Origin of the sequence: Buttiauxella agrestis (assembly GCF_900446255.1) — a bacterium.
GTDB classification, from domain to species: domain Bacteria; phylum Pseudomonadota; class Gammaproteobacteria; order Enterobacterales; family Enterobacteriaceae; genus Buttiauxella; species Buttiauxella agrestis.
This window is the reverse complement of record NZ_UIGI01000001.1, coordinates 303,692-320,445: the sequence shown is the minus strand read 5'-3', so window position 1 is coordinate 320,445 and position 16,754 is coordinate 303,692. Positions and strand designations below refer to the sequence as shown.

General features: G+C 52.8%; 11 protein-coding genes. 4 read left to right on the top strand and 7 right to left on the bottom strand.

Translation table 11 applies throughout. The annotated features are described in order from the left end of the window. Positions 1 to 101: 101 nt before the first annotated feature. Entirely contained in the window at positions 102 to 1,751 is a 1,650-nt protein-coding gene (locus DY231_RS01510; RefSeq protein WP_115627047.1) for an amidohydrolase, read from the bottom strand. Positions 1,752 to 1,893: 142 nt separating this feature from the next. Between DY231_RS01510 and pdxR the strand changes: the two genes are divergently transcribed. Next, positions 1,894 to 3,354: a MocR-like pyridoxine biosynthesis transcription factor PdxR gene (gene pdxR / locus DY231_RS01505; protein ID WP_115627046.1), complete on the top strand. Its 1,461-nt coding sequence runs from the start codon at positions 1,894 to 1,896 to the stop codon at positions 3,352 to 3,354. Positions 3,355 to 3,388: 34 nt separating this feature from the next. Here pdxR and glpD read toward each other — a convergent pair whose 3' ends face one another. Beyond that, positions 3,389 to 4,897: a glycerol-3-phosphate dehydrogenase gene (glpD, locus tag DY231_RS01500; protein ID WP_115627045.1), complete on the bottom strand. Its 1,509-nt coding sequence runs from the start codon at positions 4,895 to 4,897 to the stop codon at positions 3,389 to 3,391. 194 nt (positions 4,898 to 5,091) lie between these two features. Here glpD and glpE point away from each other — a divergent pair, with 194 nt between their 5' ends. The 3 genes from glpE to DY231_RS01485 all read left to right on the top strand — a co-directional run bounded on the left by glpE (position 5,092) and on the right by DY231_RS01485 (position 7,097). After that, positions 5,092 to 5,421: a thiosulfate sulfurtransferase GlpE gene (glpE, locus tag DY231_RS01495; RefSeq protein ID WP_115627044.1), complete on the top strand. Its 330-nt coding sequence runs from the start codon at positions 5,092 to 5,094 to the stop codon at positions 5,419 to 5,421. A 64-nt stretch (positions 5,422 to 5,485) separates the two neighbouring features. Further along, entirely contained in the window at positions 5,486 to 6,316 is an 831-nt protein-coding gene (gene glpG, locus DY231_RS01490) for a rhomboid family intramembrane serine protease GlpG (protein WP_115627043.1), read from the top strand. 22 nt (positions 6,317 to 6,338) lie between these two features. Further along, entirely contained in the window at positions 6,339 to 7,097 is a 759-nt protein-coding gene (locus DY231_RS01485; protein ID WP_034499201.1) for a DeoR/GlpR family transcriptional regulator, read from the top strand. 68 nt (positions 7,098 to 7,165) lie between these two features. Here the strand turns inward: DY231_RS01485 and glgP are convergent, their stop codons facing one another. The 5 genes from glgP to glgB form a co-directional block, all read right to left on the bottom strand. Beyond that, on the bottom strand, positions 7,166 to 9,613 hold the full coding sequence (glgP, locus tag DY231_RS01480) for a glycogen phosphorylase (protein WP_115627042.1): 2,448 nt from the start codon (positions 9,611 to 9,613) through the stop codon (positions 7,166 to 7,168). Positions 9,614 to 9,635: 22 nt separating this feature from the next. Beyond that, positions 9,636 to 11,069 (bottom strand): glycogen synthase GlgA, encoded by a 1,434-nt coding sequence (gene glgA / locus DY231_RS01475; protein ID WP_034499218.1) that lies wholly within the window; start codon positions 11,067 to 11,069, stop codon positions 9,636 to 9,638. Between the two features lie 91 nt (positions 11,070 to 11,160). Continuing rightward, positions 11,161 to 12,444 (bottom strand): glucose-1-phosphate adenylyltransferase, encoded by a 1,284-nt coding sequence (glgC, locus tag DY231_RS01470; RefSeq protein WP_115627041.1) that lies wholly within the window; start codon positions 12,442 to 12,444, stop codon positions 11,161 to 11,163. Between the two features lie 14 nt (positions 12,445 to 12,458). Further along, positions 12,459 to 14,441 (bottom strand): glycogen debranching protein GlgX, encoded by a 1,983-nt coding sequence (gene glgX / locus DY231_RS01465; protein ID WP_115627040.1) that lies wholly within the window; start codon positions 14,439 to 14,441, stop codon positions 12,459 to 12,461. Next, positions 14,438 to 16,624, bottom strand: coding sequence for a 1,4-alpha-glucan branching enzyme (gene glgB, locus DY231_RS01460; protein WP_115627039.1), 2,187 nt, complete (start codon positions 16,622 to 16,624; stop codon positions 14,438 to 14,440). The genes glgX and glgB overlap by 4 nt, the downstream gene beginning before the upstream one ends. Between the last annotated feature and the right edge of the window lie 130 nt (positions 16,625 to 16,754).

Below are 16,754 nucleotides of genomic sequence, written 5' to 3'. Positions count from 1 at the left end.
CCTTTTCATCTATTTAGGGCAATAGAAAATCCACTGACAATCAATCAGTTAATAAATTTTCAAGAAAACTGGCAGCGATAAGCTGCCATAAAGAGAGGGCGTTAAGCGTCGATCGGCTGAACCCGACCACCCAGAACCGTTCCCCACACGCCAATGTCTTTGAGTTTCACTGGGTTAATAGCGAGAGGATCTTCTTCCAGAATGGTGAAATCTGCATATTTACCACATTCGATGCTGCCAATCAGATGGTCGGCTTTCATGGTATAGGCCGCACCAAGCGTCATGCCGTACAGCGCTTGCTCCACGGAAATTTTCTCGTATTCACCCAGTGTGCGCCCTGACGCTGTCAGACGATTAACCGCGCACCAGCCGGTAAACAGCGGGTTAACCGGTGTAATACCGCAGTCACTATGGAAAGCAAAAGGAATACCGTGACGCACCGCGCTACCACAGGCGTTCATGCGTTTTGCACGCTCAGGTCCCATCGTTTTAGCGTAATGCTGATCGCCCCAGTAATAGATATGGTTACTAAAGAAGTTCACACACATGCCCAAGGTCTTGATACGTCTGAACTGATCTTCACGCAGCATCTGCGCATGCTGCATAGTGGCGCGATGATTCGCCGCCGGGATGCGGTTTAGCGTTTTCTCAACGGCCTGAATAAACGCTTCAGATGCCTCATCACCATTGCAATGACAATGCACCTGATAACCCCGAGACATAATTTCATATACCTGGCTGTCAACCTGCTCAGGCGTGGCATTCCAGGCGCCGTTTTTACCCGTCTGGTAATACCCTGGCGACAACATACGCCCTGACCCACCCTGAATCGAACCATCCAGGAAGATTTTCATTGGGCCGAAAATCATTTTCTCATGGCCATGTTTCATGACATCAGTGGCAAAGTCGATCGCTTCAATAAACGGTTTTTTCACAAATGGAGGACCGTAAGCGACTAAAAGGCGGATCGGAAAACTGCTTTCACGCGTCATACGGATGTAGTTCGCGGTAAGCTCCGGATTGCTAAAGTCTGTCAGCCCCATGTCCGCGGCACTGGTACAACCCGCGCGAAATGCTTCCTGGCCGAAATTACGGATGGCCTTTTCGGTTGTTAGCTCATCCCAGAATCCATATTTATCCAGAATAGGCCCCATAGCCGCGAATTCGACCAGCTCACCGTGCAGTGTGCCGTCGTCATTTTTCACTACACCTTCAATGGCGCAGTCGTCGTAAATTCCGCAATCGTGCAGAGCGCAGGTGTTAGCCCCCATCAAGTGGATGCTCATATGAATAACCGCCACCGGACGAGTCGTCGATACCTGGTCGAGGTGTTTGCGCCCTAATTTTTCGCTGCCAAAATAGATGGGATCAACGCCCCAGGCGATCAGCGGAGCATCGGGGTCAGTCATCTCAGACTCGATGATTTTCAGCGCAGCGACCACTTCATCAAATGAACGGCAGCCCTTCCAGACTTTGCCGGTGTAATCCGGGCGATCGTAATATCCAACATACGGGAACTGCCACATGCCCCCACCCGTTGCGTGGGAATGCGCTTCGACCAGGCCTGGGACAATGATTTTATCGGCAAAGGTTTGATCCAGGATGTATTCGCCCCAACCCTGAAGTTCCTCGAGCGATCCCACAGCCAGGATTTTACCGTCACGAACCGCTACGTGCGTCGCTTCTGGCTGCGAAGGACACATAGTAATAATTTTTTTTGCGGCATAGATAACGAATGCATTATTAGTCATGAGGAAGCCTTTATCAGTTAGCAAAAAGAGTCGCTCTGACACCGGTGAAAATATGACCAGGCCAGCGCACTATGCCGCTATCTTATTGGCCACATTGGTTGTATAAAAGAGCCAAAAACCACCAATATTAAGGTGCCAATTTTTGCAGACTAAACCCTCTTTTGAACTCACAGGGATTACCCTACAGCCTGGCAGGAAACGCACGGAACAACTCTATATTGCCCTAAGAGAACGTATTTTAACGATGCCCGGTTCGGGCGGTGCGAAGCTACCGGCGACACGCGAACTGGCAAAATTACTGGGCATATCGCGTAATACCGTCGTGAATGTTTACGAAAGGCTATATGCAGAGGGATTTTTGGAAGTGCGGCTTGGTGATGGGACATTCATTAAAGACCTTTCCCCCGTAGCGCCAGAGGCCCCAGAAGTACGGATAAACTTTCCGCGCTCCGTCCGGCCACGCTTGTTACATGCAGAAGCCTTTAATCGTCATTTAATACATGGTGGATTACCGAAAGCTTTCCGAATCGGTTTACCCGCGCTGGATCAGTTTCCCTTTGAAGTCTGGTCGCGGCTGCAAAATCGTTTCTGGAGGCGGCATCCTATACAGCATATGGGTTATGGCGATCCTGCGGGAGACCTTCAACTACGCGAACTACTTGCCCACTACCTGCGCAACACCCGTGGGATAAAGTGCGAACCGTCGCAAATCCTCATTACTCTTGGCGCGCAGCAAGCCATCATGACGGCAACAGGGATCCTGACGTATCCAGGCGACAATGTCGTTCTGGAAAACCCCTGCTACTGGGCAGCAGCAGGCGTATTTTCTTGTCTGGGGCTCAACATCAACCCGATAAATGTTGATGAAGAAGGCTTAATGACCGACCAGCTGAACGATTACCCGGACGCGCGCCTCGCCTATGTCAGCCCTTCATGTCAGTACCCGACAGGTGCAACCATGTCACTGCCAAGGCGAATTGAGTTACTGAATTGGGCGCAGCAAAATCAGGCGTGGATCATTGAGGATGATTACGATGGCGAATACCGTTACAGCGGCACTCCGATCATGCCACTGGCAGCACTTGATAAAGCGCAGCGTGTACTTTATATCGGCTCTTTTTCGAAAGTGATGTACCCCAGCTTGCGCCTGGGTTACCTGGTCGCACCTGCGCATCTTGTTGAAAATCTTGTTTTACTCCGCACGCTTTCCAGCCGCCAGCCACCGATTAACGATCAGCGTGTGATGGCAGACTTTATTGCTGAAGGCTATTTTCATCCGCACATTCGCCGCATGAGACGTGTATCACTTGCCCGACGCAACACATTGCTGGCAGCCTGGCGCGAACATTTAAGCCATATCGGTGAAATGCCGGAAGTTAACTCTGGGCTGCATGTTACGGTTCGGCTTGTTTCTCAGGAACGTGAACAAGAGTTACACACTAAAGCGGCAGCAGCGGGAGTGGAAATCACACCCTTAAGCTCGCTCTGGCTTGCAGGAGCACCAGAAAATGCCAACCATTACGGGCTGATTCTGGGTTTTGCGGGGATTAGTGAGCCGGATATTCTTAGCGCCGTTTTAACTTTAAAACAGGCGTGGCTGTAAAATCAGAAACTCCCTTGCGGGAGTTTCTGCAACATCACGAAGCCAGTGACAAATGCGCCTTACCGTTACGCTTTCCCAGCCATTGCGCGACTCGCTCCTGCTGCTCTTTCGTAAGCCACATCCCTAATTTGGTACGACGCCAGATCGCATCATCAACGCTACGCACCCACTCATGTTCGACCAGGTAACGCAATTCGGCTTCAAAAAACTCGTGCCCGAAATCTTCGCCTAAATCGCCAATGCTGGTCTTTCCTGCCAGAATCAAATCGCTATTACTACCGTAAGTGCGTGAGAAACGGCGAGCCAGGCTTTCGGTCAGGAAGGTATAACGGCGGCGCAGCTGTGCCGCGTAATCATCGCGATCGCCCTGAATATCACCGCCTGGCAACGTGCTGCCTTTTGTCCAGCTCGGTCCCATTTTCGGGTAATAGCCTTTCAGCTTATCCAGCGCGTGTTCTGCCAGTTTGCGGTAGGTCGTCAGTTTGCCGCCAAATACCGACAACAGCGGCGCTTTGCCCTGCTCGTCATGGATATCGAGCGTGTAATCACGCGTAATTGCCTGCGGCGAATCAGATTCATCATCGCAAAGTGGGCGCACGCCGGAGTATGTCCAGACGATATCTTCGCGGCTCAGCGTCTTTTTAAAGTGCGCGTTATAGGCATTCAGCAGGTAATTGATTTCGTTATCATCAATGTGAACATCTTTCGGATCGCCCTTATATTCCACATCGGTAGTGCCAATAATAGAGAACTCATCCATCCACGGAATCACGAACACAATGCGCTTATCTTCGTTTTGCAGAATATAAGCCTGCTTCTGGTTGTGCACGCGCGGCACCACAATGTGGCTGCCTTTAATCAGGCGGATGCCGTATGGCGAAGGCAGTTGTAGGCCGTCGTCAAAGAAGTTTTTCACCCACGGGCCAGTCGCGTTGACCAGGCCGCGAGCACGCCAGGTAAAGGTTTCGCCGGTATCAATATCCTGCGCTTCCACAACCCACAGGCCGTTTTCACGACGCGCACGGGTGGCGCGGGTACGGGTTTTCACCTCGCCGCCTTCGCGCGTCACCATCTGCGCGTTCGCCAGAACCAGGCGAGCATCATCTACCCAGCAGTCAGAATATTCGAAACCGCGCACAATATTGGGTTTCAGGACGGAATCTGCGCCAAAACGCAAACTGGTGGATGCCGGCAAACTGGTGCGTTTACCCAGGTGGTCGTACATAAACAGGCCAATACGAATCATCCACGCCGGGCGTAAATGCGGGCGGTGTGGCAAACGAAAGCGCATCGGGAAAGCAATATGAGGAGCCATATTCAACAGCACTTCGCGCTCGGCAAGTGCTTCACTCACCAGGCGGAATTCGTAATGTTCCAGGTAGCGCAGGCCGCCGTGGATAAGCTTCGAGCTTTGCGACGAGGTGGCGCTGGCTAAGTCCTGAGCTTCAAGCATCAACACGAATAAACCACGGCCTGCAGCGTCAGCGGCGATACCTGCCCCGTTAATTCCTCCGCCAATCACAATCAGATCTTTAGTTTCCATGTTGCCCTCACACGCTTTCGTTAAAGTTCAAATATGTTCGTTATCGCTCATACTAGCAAGACTACGCGCGGTTTGTAACGAAAAAAAAACATTACTGCGTGATATGGATAACATAATGGCGTTAATATCAGCGGCCAGAGGGCAGATTCCCTTAATATGGCGTAAGCCAATTTAATAAAAATACGAGCAAATCCATGGAAACGTTTGAGTGTATTGGTGTGGAAGAAGCGCACCAGAAGTTGCAACAAAACCAGGCAGTATTAGTTGATATCCGCGATCCGCAGAGCTTTGCGATGGGCCACACGCCGGGCGCGTTTCATCTGACTAACGATCGTTTGGTTGCCTTTATGCAGCAAACCGATTTTGAAACCCCGGTGATGGTGATGTGCTATCACGGCAATAGCAGCAAAGGTGCGGCGCAATATCTGCTGCAACAAGGTTACGATCAGGTGTATAGCGTCGACGGTGGTTTTGACGCATGGCATCGCCATTTCCCGGCAGAAGTCGAACACGGCGCGTCTTAAGTCGTCAGGAAATGGTGGCGTTGCAGGTATAATCATTTTTTTATACGGATTTAGTTGAAACCTTATGATCATGATTACCTCGTTTGCCAACCCGCGAGTCGCGCAGGCATTTGTCGACTATATGGCGACGCAGGGGATTATCCTCACGATTCAACGGCATGAGCAAAGTGATATCTGGCTAGCGAACGACAGCCAGGAATCCCGTGTCCGTGCCGAGCTTGAACAATTCCTCGTGAATCCCGGTGATGCACGTTATCTGGCGGCAAGCTGGAACACGGGCCACACCGGCAGCGGCTTGCAGTACCAGCGCTACCCTTTCCTCGCCACCATTACGCAGAAAGCTGGGCCCTTCACCATGGTCATCATGGCCGCCTGCGTGCTGGTCTACCTGCTGATGCAGGTGATGGGCGATCGTACCGTCATGGTTTGGCTCGCCTGGCCGTATAAAGAGAGTTTGCACTACGAGCTGTGGCGCTACTTCAGCCACGCGTTGATGCACTTTTCTATTATGCATATCGCGTTTAACTTGCTGTGGTGGTGGTATCTCGGCGGCCCGGTGGAAAAGCGCCTCGGCAGCGGTAAACTCATTACGTTGACGCTCGTTTCAGCGCTTCTGAGCGGTTTCGTGCAGGCGAAATTCGGCGGCCCGCTGTTTGGTGGCTTATCCGGTGTGGTATACGCATTAATGGGTTATGTCTGGCTGCGTGGCGAACGTGACCCCGACAGCGGCATCTACATGCAGCGCGGCCTGTTAGCCTTTGCGGTATTGTGGATTGTGATAGGATTTTTCGATGTTTTAGGAATGTCTATCGCCAACGCCGCACACATCACCGGCCTGGTTGTTGGCCTGGCGATGGCGCTGGTTGATACAATGCATGCGCGAAAACGAACATAGCATTTCAGGAGAATAAAACAGCGTGAAGCAAACACAACGTCATGATGCGATTGTCGAACTGGTTAAAAAACAGGGATATGTCAGCACAGAAGAGCTGGTTGAGCAGTTTGCGGTTAGCCCGCAAACCATTCGCCGCGATCTCAACGATCTGGCTGACCAGAACTTGATCATGCGCCACCACGGAGGCGCGGCACTGCCTTCAAGTTCTGTGAATACACCGTGGCATGACCGCAAAGCGACTCAAACAGCGGAAAAAGAGCGCATCGCGCAAAAGGTGGCCAGCCAAATCCCAAATGGTGCCACGCTGTTTATTGATATCGGCACCACGCCAGAAGCGGTCGCTCATGCGTTGCTAAACCACAGCAATTTGCGCGTCGTGACCAACAACCTGAACGTGGCGAATACGCTCAAAGTTAAAGAAGATTTCCGCATTATTCTGGCAGGCGGCGAGTTACGCAGCCGCGACGGCGGAATTATCGGCGAAGCGACGCTCGATTTTATCTCTCAGTTCCGCCTGGATTTCGGCATTCTGGGGATCAGCGGCATCGATGGCGACGGCTCGCTGCTGGAATTTGATTACCACGAAGTTCGCACCAAACGCGCGATTATTGAAAACTCGCGCTGCGTAATGCTGGTGGTGGATCACTCTAAATTTGGCCGGAATGCGATGGTGAATCTTGGCAGTATTAGCCTTGTCGACCAGGTTTATACCGATATGATGCCGCCCGCAGGCGTGATGCAGGTGATTGCCGAGAATAACGTGCAACTGGAGTTGTGCTGATATTTGCGTGAGAACAACCCTCACCCCGGCCCTCTCCCTGAGGGAGAGGGTTAGGGTGAGGGGAATAGTTACAATCTCACCGGCTTAATATGCCAAATCTCATCGGCGTATTCCTGAATCGTCCTGTCTGACGAGAAATAACCCATATTGGCGATATTGTGCATAGTGCGAATCGTCCACTCTTCCGGCTGGCGATACAGCTCATCTACCCTGTCCTGGCAATCCACATAGCTGCGGTAATCTGCCAGCACCTGATAGTGGTCACCAAAGTTAATCAGTGAATCCAGCAGATCACGGTAACGCGTTGGCTCATCCGGGCTGAACGTCCCCGTGCCGATTTGCGTCAGCACCTGATGCAGCTCTTCATCTTGCTCGTAATATTCACGCGGCTTATAGCCTTTACGCCGCAGCGTTTCGACCTCTTCCGCCGTATTGCCGAAGATAAAGATATTATCCGCGCCAACGTGCTCCAGCATTTCAACGTTTGCACCGTCGAGCGTGCCGATAGTCAGCGCACCGTTCAGGCCAAACTTCATGTTACTTGTGCCGGAAGCCTCCGTTCCCGCCAGCGAAATCTGCTCGGAGAGATCCGCCGCCGGAATAATGATCTGCGCCAGGCTAACGCTGTAGTTCGGGATGAACACGACTTTTAAACGATCTTTTACCACCGGATCGTTGTTGATCACCGTCGCCACATCATTGATGAGATGAATGATGTGCTTCGCCATGTAATACGCTGACGCCGCTTTACCGGCGAAGATATTCACGCGCGGCACCCAATCTGCTGTCGGATCGGCCTTGATGCGGTTGTAGCGCGTAATCACGTGCAGCACGTTCATCAGCTGGCGTTTGTACTCGTGAATACGTTTGATTTGCACATCAAATAACGCGTTCGGGTTCACCACTACATTGAGCTGCTGGCCGATGTAACTTGCCAGGCGCTTCTTGTTGGCGAGCTTCGCCTTGCGAACATCCTGATGCACCGTCGGGTAATCAATATGCTGCTTCAGATCGTTCAGTTGGCTGAGATCGGTGCGCCAGGTGCGCCCGATATTTTCATCCAGCACTTCTGAAAGCGGCGGGTTCGCCAGTGCCAGCCAGCGGCGCGGCGTCACACCGTTGGTTTTGTTGCAAAAACGCATCGGGAAGATCGCGGCGAAATCGGCAAACAGCGACTGCACCATCAGGTTGGAGTGCAGCTCAGAAACGCCGTTCACTTTATGGCTGGCGACCACCGCAAGCCACGCCATACGGACTTTACGCCCGTTCGATTCATCAATAATCGAGGTGCGCCCCAGCAGACCGGTATCGTTCGGATACTGCTCCTGCAAGGTTTTCAGGAAGTAGTCGTTAATCTCAAAGATGATCTGCAAATGGCGCGGCAGAATTTTACCTAACATGTCTACCGGCCAGGTTTCCAGCGCCTCGCTCATCAGCGTGTGGTTGGTGTACGAGAACACCTGGCAGGTGACTTCAAACGCATCTTCCCAGGTGAATTTATGCTCGTCGATGAGCAAACGCATCAGCTCAGGGATCGCCAACACCGGGTGCGTATCGTTAAGGTGAATGGCGATTTTATCCGCCAGATTGTCGTAGGTTTTATGCAACTGGTAATGGCGGCTGAGAATGTCCTGCACAGTGGAGGAGACGAGGAAATATTCCTGGCGCAAACGCAGTTCCCGGCCGGAATAGGTCGAGTCATCCGGGTAAAGTACGCGGGAGACGTTTTCCGAATGGTTTTTATCTTCTACCGCAGCGAAATAATCGCCCTGGTTAAATTTACCCAGATTAATCTCGCTACTCGCCTGGGCATTCCACAGGCGCAGCGTGTTAGTCGCATCGGTGTCGTAGCCAGGGATTATCTGGTCATACGCCACCGCCAAAATCTCTTCGGTTTCTACCCAGCGGAATTTCTTCGCTTCCATTTGCACACGCCCGCCAAAGCGCACTTTGTAGCGCGTATTGTGGCGTTTAAATTCCCACGGATTACCGTATTCAAGCCAATAATCCGGGGACTCTTTCTGGCGGCCATCAACGATATTTTGTTTAAACATGCCGTAGTCGTAGCGAATACCGTAACCACGGCCAGGCAAACCAAGCGTTGCCATTGAATCGAGGAAACAGGCGGCGAGACGACCTAACCCGCCATTGCCGAGGCCGGGGTCGTTCTCTTCGTCAATCAACTCTTCGAGATCAAGCCCCATCTCTTCCAGCGCATTTTTGACATCTTCATAAATGCCTAATGAAAGCAGTGCGTTAGAAAGAGTGCGGCCAATCAAAAACTCCATCGACAGATAGTAAACCTGGCGAACTTCCTGGGAAAGCTGAGCACGGTTTGAACGCAGCCAGCGTTCTACCAACCGGTCACGAACGGCAAATAATGTGGCGTTGAGCCACTCATGCTTGTTCGCAATGGCAGGGTCTTTCCCAACCGTAAACATCAGTTTATAAGCTATTGAGTGCTTTAACGCCTCAATACTGAGCGTCGGTGAAGCATAGGAAAAGGGTGCGTTCATATCAGTGATTCCTGGTGGATGTCTACAGCAAACGTTGGTACAAGTCGCGGTAGGAATGCGCCGCTACCTGCCAGCTAAAATCCATGCCCATTGCCTGACGCTGAACAAACCGCCACAGCGAAGGGCGAGACCACAACACGAAGGCACGCCGAATCGCTCTTAGTAGCGACCAGGCATTACTGTCTTCAAACACGAATCCACTGGCGATACCGTCAGCCAGGTTTTCCAGCGAGCTGTCAGATACGGTGTCTGCAAGCCCACCCGTACGCCGTACCAGCGGCAAAGTGCCGTACTTCAAACCATACAATTGCGTTAAACCACAAGGCTCAAAACGGCTCGGCACCAGAATCACATCGGCGCCCCCCATAATGCGGTGCGAGAAAGCTTCGTGATAACCGATTTGAACCCCAACTTGCCCAGGGTGTTCGGCCGCCGCCGCCAGGAAACCTTCCTGCATGACGGTATCACCCGCGCCCAGCAACGCCAGTTGCCCGCCTTGCTCGAGCAATCCCGGCAACGCTTCCAGCACCAAATCCAAACCTTTCTGGCTGGTCAAACGGCTCACTACCGCAAACAGCGGCGCTTTGTCGTTAACCTTCAGCCCCATCGCCACCTGCAACTGACGCTTGTTCTCGGCTTTTTCTTCCAGCGTGTCGCGGGTGTAACGCGAAGCCAGAAGCAAGTCATGAGCCGGGTCCCAAATTTTTTCGTCTACGCCGTTAAGAATGCCGGACAGCCGTCCCTCGCGGTGGCGCTGGCGCAGCAGCCCTTCCATCCCGTAAGCAAATTGCGGCTCGGTGATCTCACGGGCATACGTCGGGCTGACCGCCGTAATATGATCAGCATAGTAAAGGCCAGCTTTCAAGTACGAAATTTGACCGTTAAACTCCAGGCCGTTCATGTTGTAGAACGACCATGGCAGGTCAATTTCATTCATATGATGGGCGTAAAACAGCCCCTGGTAAGCCAGGTTGTGAACGGTAAATACCGACTTTGCCGGGCGACCACGGGCCTCGAGATACGCTGGCACCAGGCCCGCATGCCAGTCATGCGCATGCACAATATCCGGGTGCCAGAAGGGATCCAGACCACATGCCATCTCAGCGCCGACCCATCCGAGCAATGCAAAACGGTGCACGTTATCGGTGTAAGCGAACTGGTTAGTATCGTGATACGGGCTGCCTGGGCGTTCGTATAAATGTGGAGCGTCAATCAGGTAAATCCCCACGCCGTTGAAGTGGCCATATAACAAAGTCATATGACCCGCGAAGGTGTCACGATGTGCGACGACCTGCGCATCAACAATGCCACGACGGATATCCGGGAATGCAGGCAGCAGGACTCTCGTCTCAACACCTCCTGCAATTTGTGCCGCCGGTAGAGCACCAAGCACATCTGCCAGACCACCCGTTTTTAGCAGTGGAAACATTTCAGAACATACATGTAAGACCTGCATTATCGCTCCCGTATGGAAAGTCGTGGCGTAAAAAATCAAACGCCAAACGATAAAATTACAACGCGCAGCCCCTGCTGCGCGTAGGTCAATCCTAACCTGGCAGTTTGGCCAGCATTTCCCGTGTCACCAGCACAATACCTTCTTCGGAACGGTAGAAACGGCGTGCATCTTCTTCAGCGTTTTCCCCCACTACCATGCCTTCAGGAATGATGCAGGCGCGGTCGATAATACAACGGCGTAAACGGCAGGAGCGCCCGACAATGACATCTGGCAGCAATACTGAAGAGTCAATGTTGCAAAACGAATTGACGCGCACTCGCGGGAACAACACCGACTGAACCACCACCGAACCGGAAATAATGCAGCCGCCAGAAACCAACGAGTTCAGCGTCATGCCGTGGCTGCCCGAGCGGTCTTGTACAAATTTCGCCGGAGGCAACGGTTCCATATGAGTACGGATCGGCCAATCCCGATCGTACATATCCAGCTCTGGTGTTACCGAAGCGAGGTCGAGGTTGGCTTTCCAGTAGGCTTCCAGCGTCCCGACATCGCGCCAGTATGGTTCGGCATCAGGGTCAGACTGCACGCAAGAAAGCGGGAATGGATGGGCGAAGGCCGAGCCGGATTTCATGACGTACGGAATGATATCTTTCCCGAAGTCGTGGCTTGAGTTTTCGTCTTTGTCGTCGGCTTCCAGCAATTCGTAGAGATAATCTGCATCGAAAACGTAGATCCCCATGCTGGCGAGCGCTTTGCTATCGTCGCCTGGCATCGACGGCGGGTTAGCCGGTTTTTCCACGAATTCGATAATTTTCTCTTCGCTATCCACCGCCATCACACCAAATGCCGAAGCTTCGTGCAACGGCACTGGCATACATGCCACCGTACAACGCGCCCCTTTCTCCACGTGGTCAATCAACATACGGGAGTAATCTTGCTTGTAGATATGATCGCCCGCGAGGATAACGACATACTCCGCTTTGTAGCGGCGAATAATGTCGAGGTTTTGCGTCACCGCATCCGCCGTGCCGCGATACCAGTTTTCACCGTGTACCCGCTGCTGCGCCGGGAGCAAATCGACAAATTCGTTCATCTCTTCACTGAAAAACGACCAGCCGCGCTGAATATGCTGCACCAGCGTATGTGACTGATATTGGGTGATCACGCCGATGCGGCGAATACCTGAGTTAATGCAATTCGACAGCGCGAAATCAATGATTCGGAACTTGCCACCAAAGTGAACGGCAGGCTTGGCGCGTGTAGAGGTTAAATCTTTCAATCGGGTACCGCGCCCACCAGCCAGAATCAGGGCGACAGATTTATTTGGCAGTTGTCTTGCCAACATCAGAGGATCGTTCTTATCAAGCCTAACCATGACTGACTCCTTTTTTATGACTTCTGGAATACGCAGACTCCGTGCGCCGGACCATGCCATACAGCCATCACCACCGGGTTGTCTTCGCCGGCAAACGGAGGAATGGCGCGCCATTCCCCTTCGGGTAATACGATGTCGGCCACTTCTTCGGTAGCGTTAATCGTAATAAGCCAACGTTCTGAAAGCTGGATTTGCAGGCGATGAACGCCGTTTTCCCACTCGTCAGCACTCAGAGGCTGAGCCTCTTTATTCCACCAGCGAACATTGCCATCACCGTCCTCCCACCAGACATTCTGGGTTAGTGCCGGAATCGTCTTGCGTAGATGAATCAATGCCGCGGTAAATGTGGTTAAGCCATCGTTACAATGCTCCCAGTCAAGCCATGTCAGTTGGTTATCCTGGCAGTAAGCGTTGTTATTACCGTGCTGGCTGTGACCATGTTCGTCACCGGCCAAAAGCATCGGCGTCCCCTGGGAAAGCAGTAACAATGTCAGCAAGGCGTGAACACTGTCGCGCCGCCGTTCTTTGATATACAACGAGGCTTCCAGCCCTTCGAAACCGTAATTGTTACTGTAATTATTGTTGGTGCCATCACGGTTATCTTCGCCGTTCGCTTCATTGTGCTTTTGATTGAAGCTGACACAGTCACGCAGCGTGAAACCATCATGCGCCGTGATTAAATTGATGCTGGTTGAAGGCTTACGCTCGCCTCGACGATACACATCGCTCGAACCGGCAAAGCGGCACGCGAATCCTCCTAACGATAGATCTTGTCGCAGCCAGAAACGCCGCAGGCCATCACGAAAATGGTCATTCCATTCCGCAAATAACGGCGGATAGTTGCCGACCTGATAACCGCCAGGGCCAATATCCCAGGGTTCAGCAATCAGTTTTATTTGCGACAACACCGGATCGTTTTTGATGGCTTCAAAGAGCGGTGCATCCTGGCGAAACTCCGGCGTGCGCCCCATGATCGACGCCAAATCAAAACGGAAACCGTCAACATGCAGGCTATCAACCCAGTAGCGCAGGCAATCCACAACCTGGGCGACCACGCCTGGCGTACTCAAATTCAACGTATTACCGCAACCGGTCCAGTTCTGGTAATCGCCATTCTCCATTAACCAATAATAGCTACGGTTATCGATTCCGCTTAGTGAGAGGGTCGGGCCATCGCGATCCAGTTCCGCGCTGTGGTTGAGCACAATGTCGAGAATCACCTCGATACCCGCGCTGTGTAACGCTTTAATCGCGCCACGTAACTCATTGGCGGCACTGAGCGGATCGTGATTCACCGCGTAATAACCTTCGACGGCATAGATAGAGCGCGGGTTGTAGCCCCAGTAGTTGCTCAGCCCGAGGTGTGAAACGCGCGGCTCGCTAATAAAATGCGCCACCGGTAACAGCTCCAGCGCCGTAATCCCCAGACGTTTGAAGTAGTTAATCATCACCGGATGGCCAAGTGCAGCGTAGGTTCCGCGCAGTTCTTCGGGAATGCCTGGATGAAGCAGCGTCAGGCCACGAACATGAGCTTCGTAGATAATGGTATCGCCCCACGCAGTGCGCGGATGTTCATCGTCTTCCCAGTCAAACTTATCCTGCACCACCACGCATTTCGCCATATGCGGGGCGCTGTCTTCCAGATTCGGTTCGTCATAACCGCCATGCAAATGGGGATGATGCTCAACCCCACCCACCACCACGCGGGCGCAAGGGTCGAGCAGCAATTTGGCCGGGTTAAAAAGGTGGCCGTTGTGCGGTTCCCACGGCCCATGCACGCGGTAGCCGTATTTCAAACCCGGTTTGGCGTTAGGCAGATAACCGTGCCAGATGTCGCCGGTTCGCACCGGCAAATCGTAGCGTTGTTCGTGACCGTGCTCGTCGAACACGCACAGTTCGACTTTATGAGCATTGGCGGAAAACAGGGTGAAGTTCACCCCTTTTCCATCATAAAACGAGCCGTAAGGCGCGGAGTTTCCGGCAGTGAGTTGTGTCATTCAGCCTCCCTTACCAACCAAATCGTGGAAAGTGGCGGCAGGGTCAGACTCAGGGAATTCTCACGACCGTGGCTTGGGATCTCATCGCTGTGCACCGCGCCACTGTTCCCGGCGTTACTGCCGTGATAGTGCATCGAGTCCGTGTTCAGCTCTTCACGCCAGCGGCCTGGCTGGTTAATGCCAAAGCGATAGTTGTAACGCGGCACCGGGGTAAAGTTACTGGCGACAATAATTTCATTCCCTTTCGAATCCCGGCGCACAAAGATAAACACCGAATTCACGTTGTCTTCGACCACCAGCCATTCAAAACCGTAGCTGTCGAAATCCAGCTCATGCATTGCAGCATGATGCCGATAAGTGTGGTTTAAATCGCGGACCAGGCGTTTCACGCCGTGGTGCCAGTTATCGCCGCCTTCCAGCAAATGCCAGTCGAGGCTGCTGTCGTGGTTCCACTCGCGGCCCTGGGCGAATTCATTGCCCATGAACAACAATTTTTTGCCGGGGAATGCCCACATCCAACCGTAGTACGCACGCAAGTTGGCAAACTTCTGCCACGCATCACCCGGCATACGGTCGAGAATAGATTTTTTGCCGTGGACCACTTCATCATGCGACAACGGCAGCACGAAGTTTTCGGTGCTGTTGTACAGCATGCCGAAGGTCATTTTGTTGTGATGATACTGGCGATGCACCGGGTCGAGTTTCATATAGTCGAGAGTGTCGTGCATCCAGCCGAGGTTCCATTTAAACCAGAAACCTAAGCCGCCCATTGACGCCGGGCGCGACACGCCTGCAAAGTCGGTGGACTCTTCCGCCATCGTCACCGCACCCGGCGTTTGCTCGCCGATAATACGGTTGGTATTACGCAGGAATTCGATAGCTTCGAGGTTTTCTCGCCCGCCTTTATCGTTCGGTATCCACTCGCCAGGCTGGCGGCTGTAGTCGCGATAAATCATTGATGCCACCGCATCAACGCGCAGACCGTCAATGCCGAAGCGCTCAATCCAGTACAGACCATTGCCGACCAGATAGTTGCTGACTTCACGCCGCCCATAGTTATAAATCAGCGTGTTCCAGTCCTGGTGATAACCCTCACGCGGGTCGCCGTGCTCATAAAGCGAGGTGCCATCGAATTTCGCAAGGCCAGCGTCGTCCGTCGGGAAATGCCCTGGAACCCAGTCCAGCAGCACATTCAGGCCCGCAGCGTGTGCGGCATTAATGAAATAGCGAAAGTCGTCACGTGTGCCGAAGCGGCGTGTCGGCGCATACATCCCTTGTGGCTGGTAGCCCCAACTGCCATCGAACGGATGCTCGTTAATCGGCAACAGTTCGAGGTGCGTAAAGCCCATCTCTTTCACGTACGGCACCAGTTGGTCTGCCAGTTCGCGATAGCTGAGCCAGAAATTATTCTCGGTATGACGACGCCAGGAACCGAGATGCACTTCGTAAATTGAAATCGGCTGGTCAAAGCCGTTGGCGCGTTGCCGCGCAGGACTCAGCGTGGTTTTTTCAGGCAGGCCACAAATCAGCGACGCCGTTTCCGGGCGCATTTGCGACTCAAACGCATACGGGTCAGCCTTCAGGCGCAGATGCCCTTCGGTGTCGATAAGCTCGAATTTATATAACTGCCCGGGGTGAGCACCTGGAATAAAGAGTTCCCAGATCCCGCTTTCACGGCGCAAACGCATCGGGTGGCGACGACCATCCCAATAGTTGAATTGACCCACAACCGAGACGCGGCGGGCGTTGGGTGCCCATACGGAAAAGCGCGTGCCGGTGACGCCATCCATGGTGTCGGCGTGTGCACCGAGCGTTTCGTAAGGGCGTAAATGTGTCCCTTCGGACAACAGCCAGCTATCCATTTCCTGAATTAGCGGCCCAAAGCGATAGGGATCATCAATGAGATTTTCATGGCCATGCCAGACGACAGCCAATTGGTAACGAAAAGGATTTTTACGCCGGGGAATAACCCCGCAAAAGAAACCACGGGAATCAATACATTCTAATTTACCGACCTTCCCACCGGTTTTAGGGTCGATAATCCAGACTTCTGTGGCGTTGGGTAACAGGGCGCGTACTTCCAGCCCGGCTTCTGTTTTATGCATTCCCAGCAGAGAAAAAGGATCAGCAAAATGACCCGCAATTAGCGCATTTATCACGTCTTTTTCTGGATGAACAGACATGGCATTCGTCCTGTTTTTTGTCATTCATTGACCCTAACGGACGGCAATAACATTGTTTTCCTGCAAGCCGTTCCGCCCAACTAATTTTCATGGCGGTTTATCGCCCTGAATAAAGCATAGCCAACGCTCT

Excerpts from the sequence above, each read along its gene's own strand:
- DY231_RS01510 (WP_115627047.1), bottom strand. The coding sequence starts at position 1,751 with ATGACTAATAATGCATTCGTTATCTATGCCGCAAAAAAAATTATTACT.
- glgP (WP_115627042.1), bottom strand. The coding sequence starts at position 9,613 with ATGAACGCACCCTTTTCCTATGCTTCACCGACGCTCAGTATTGAGGCG.
- glgB (WP_115627039.1), bottom strand. The coding sequence starts at position 16,624 with ATGTCTGTTCATCCAGAAAAAGACGTGATAAATGCGCTAATTGCGGGT.
- glpD (WP_115627045.1), bottom strand. The coding sequence starts at position 4,897 with ATGGAAACTAAAGATCTGATTGTGATTGGCGGAGGAATTAACGGGGCA.
- glgX (WP_115627040.1), bottom strand. The coding sequence starts at position 14,441 with ATGACACAACTCACTGCCGGAAACTCCGCGCCTTACGGCTCGTTTTAT.
- glgA (WP_034499218.1), bottom strand. The coding sequence starts at position 11,069 with ATGCAGGTCTTACATGTATGTTCTGAAATGTTTCCACTGCTAAAAACG.
- glpG (WP_115627043.1), top strand. The coding sequence starts at position 5,486 with ATGATCATGATTACCTCGTTTGCCAACCCGCGAGTCGCGCAGGCATTT.
- glpE (WP_115627044.1), top strand. The coding sequence starts at position 5,092 with ATGGAAACGTTTGAGTGTATTGGTGTGGAAGAAGCGCACCAGAAGTTG.
- glgC (WP_115627041.1), bottom strand. The coding sequence starts at position 12,444 with ATGGTTAGGCTTGATAAGAACGATCCTCTGATGTTGGCAAGACAACTG.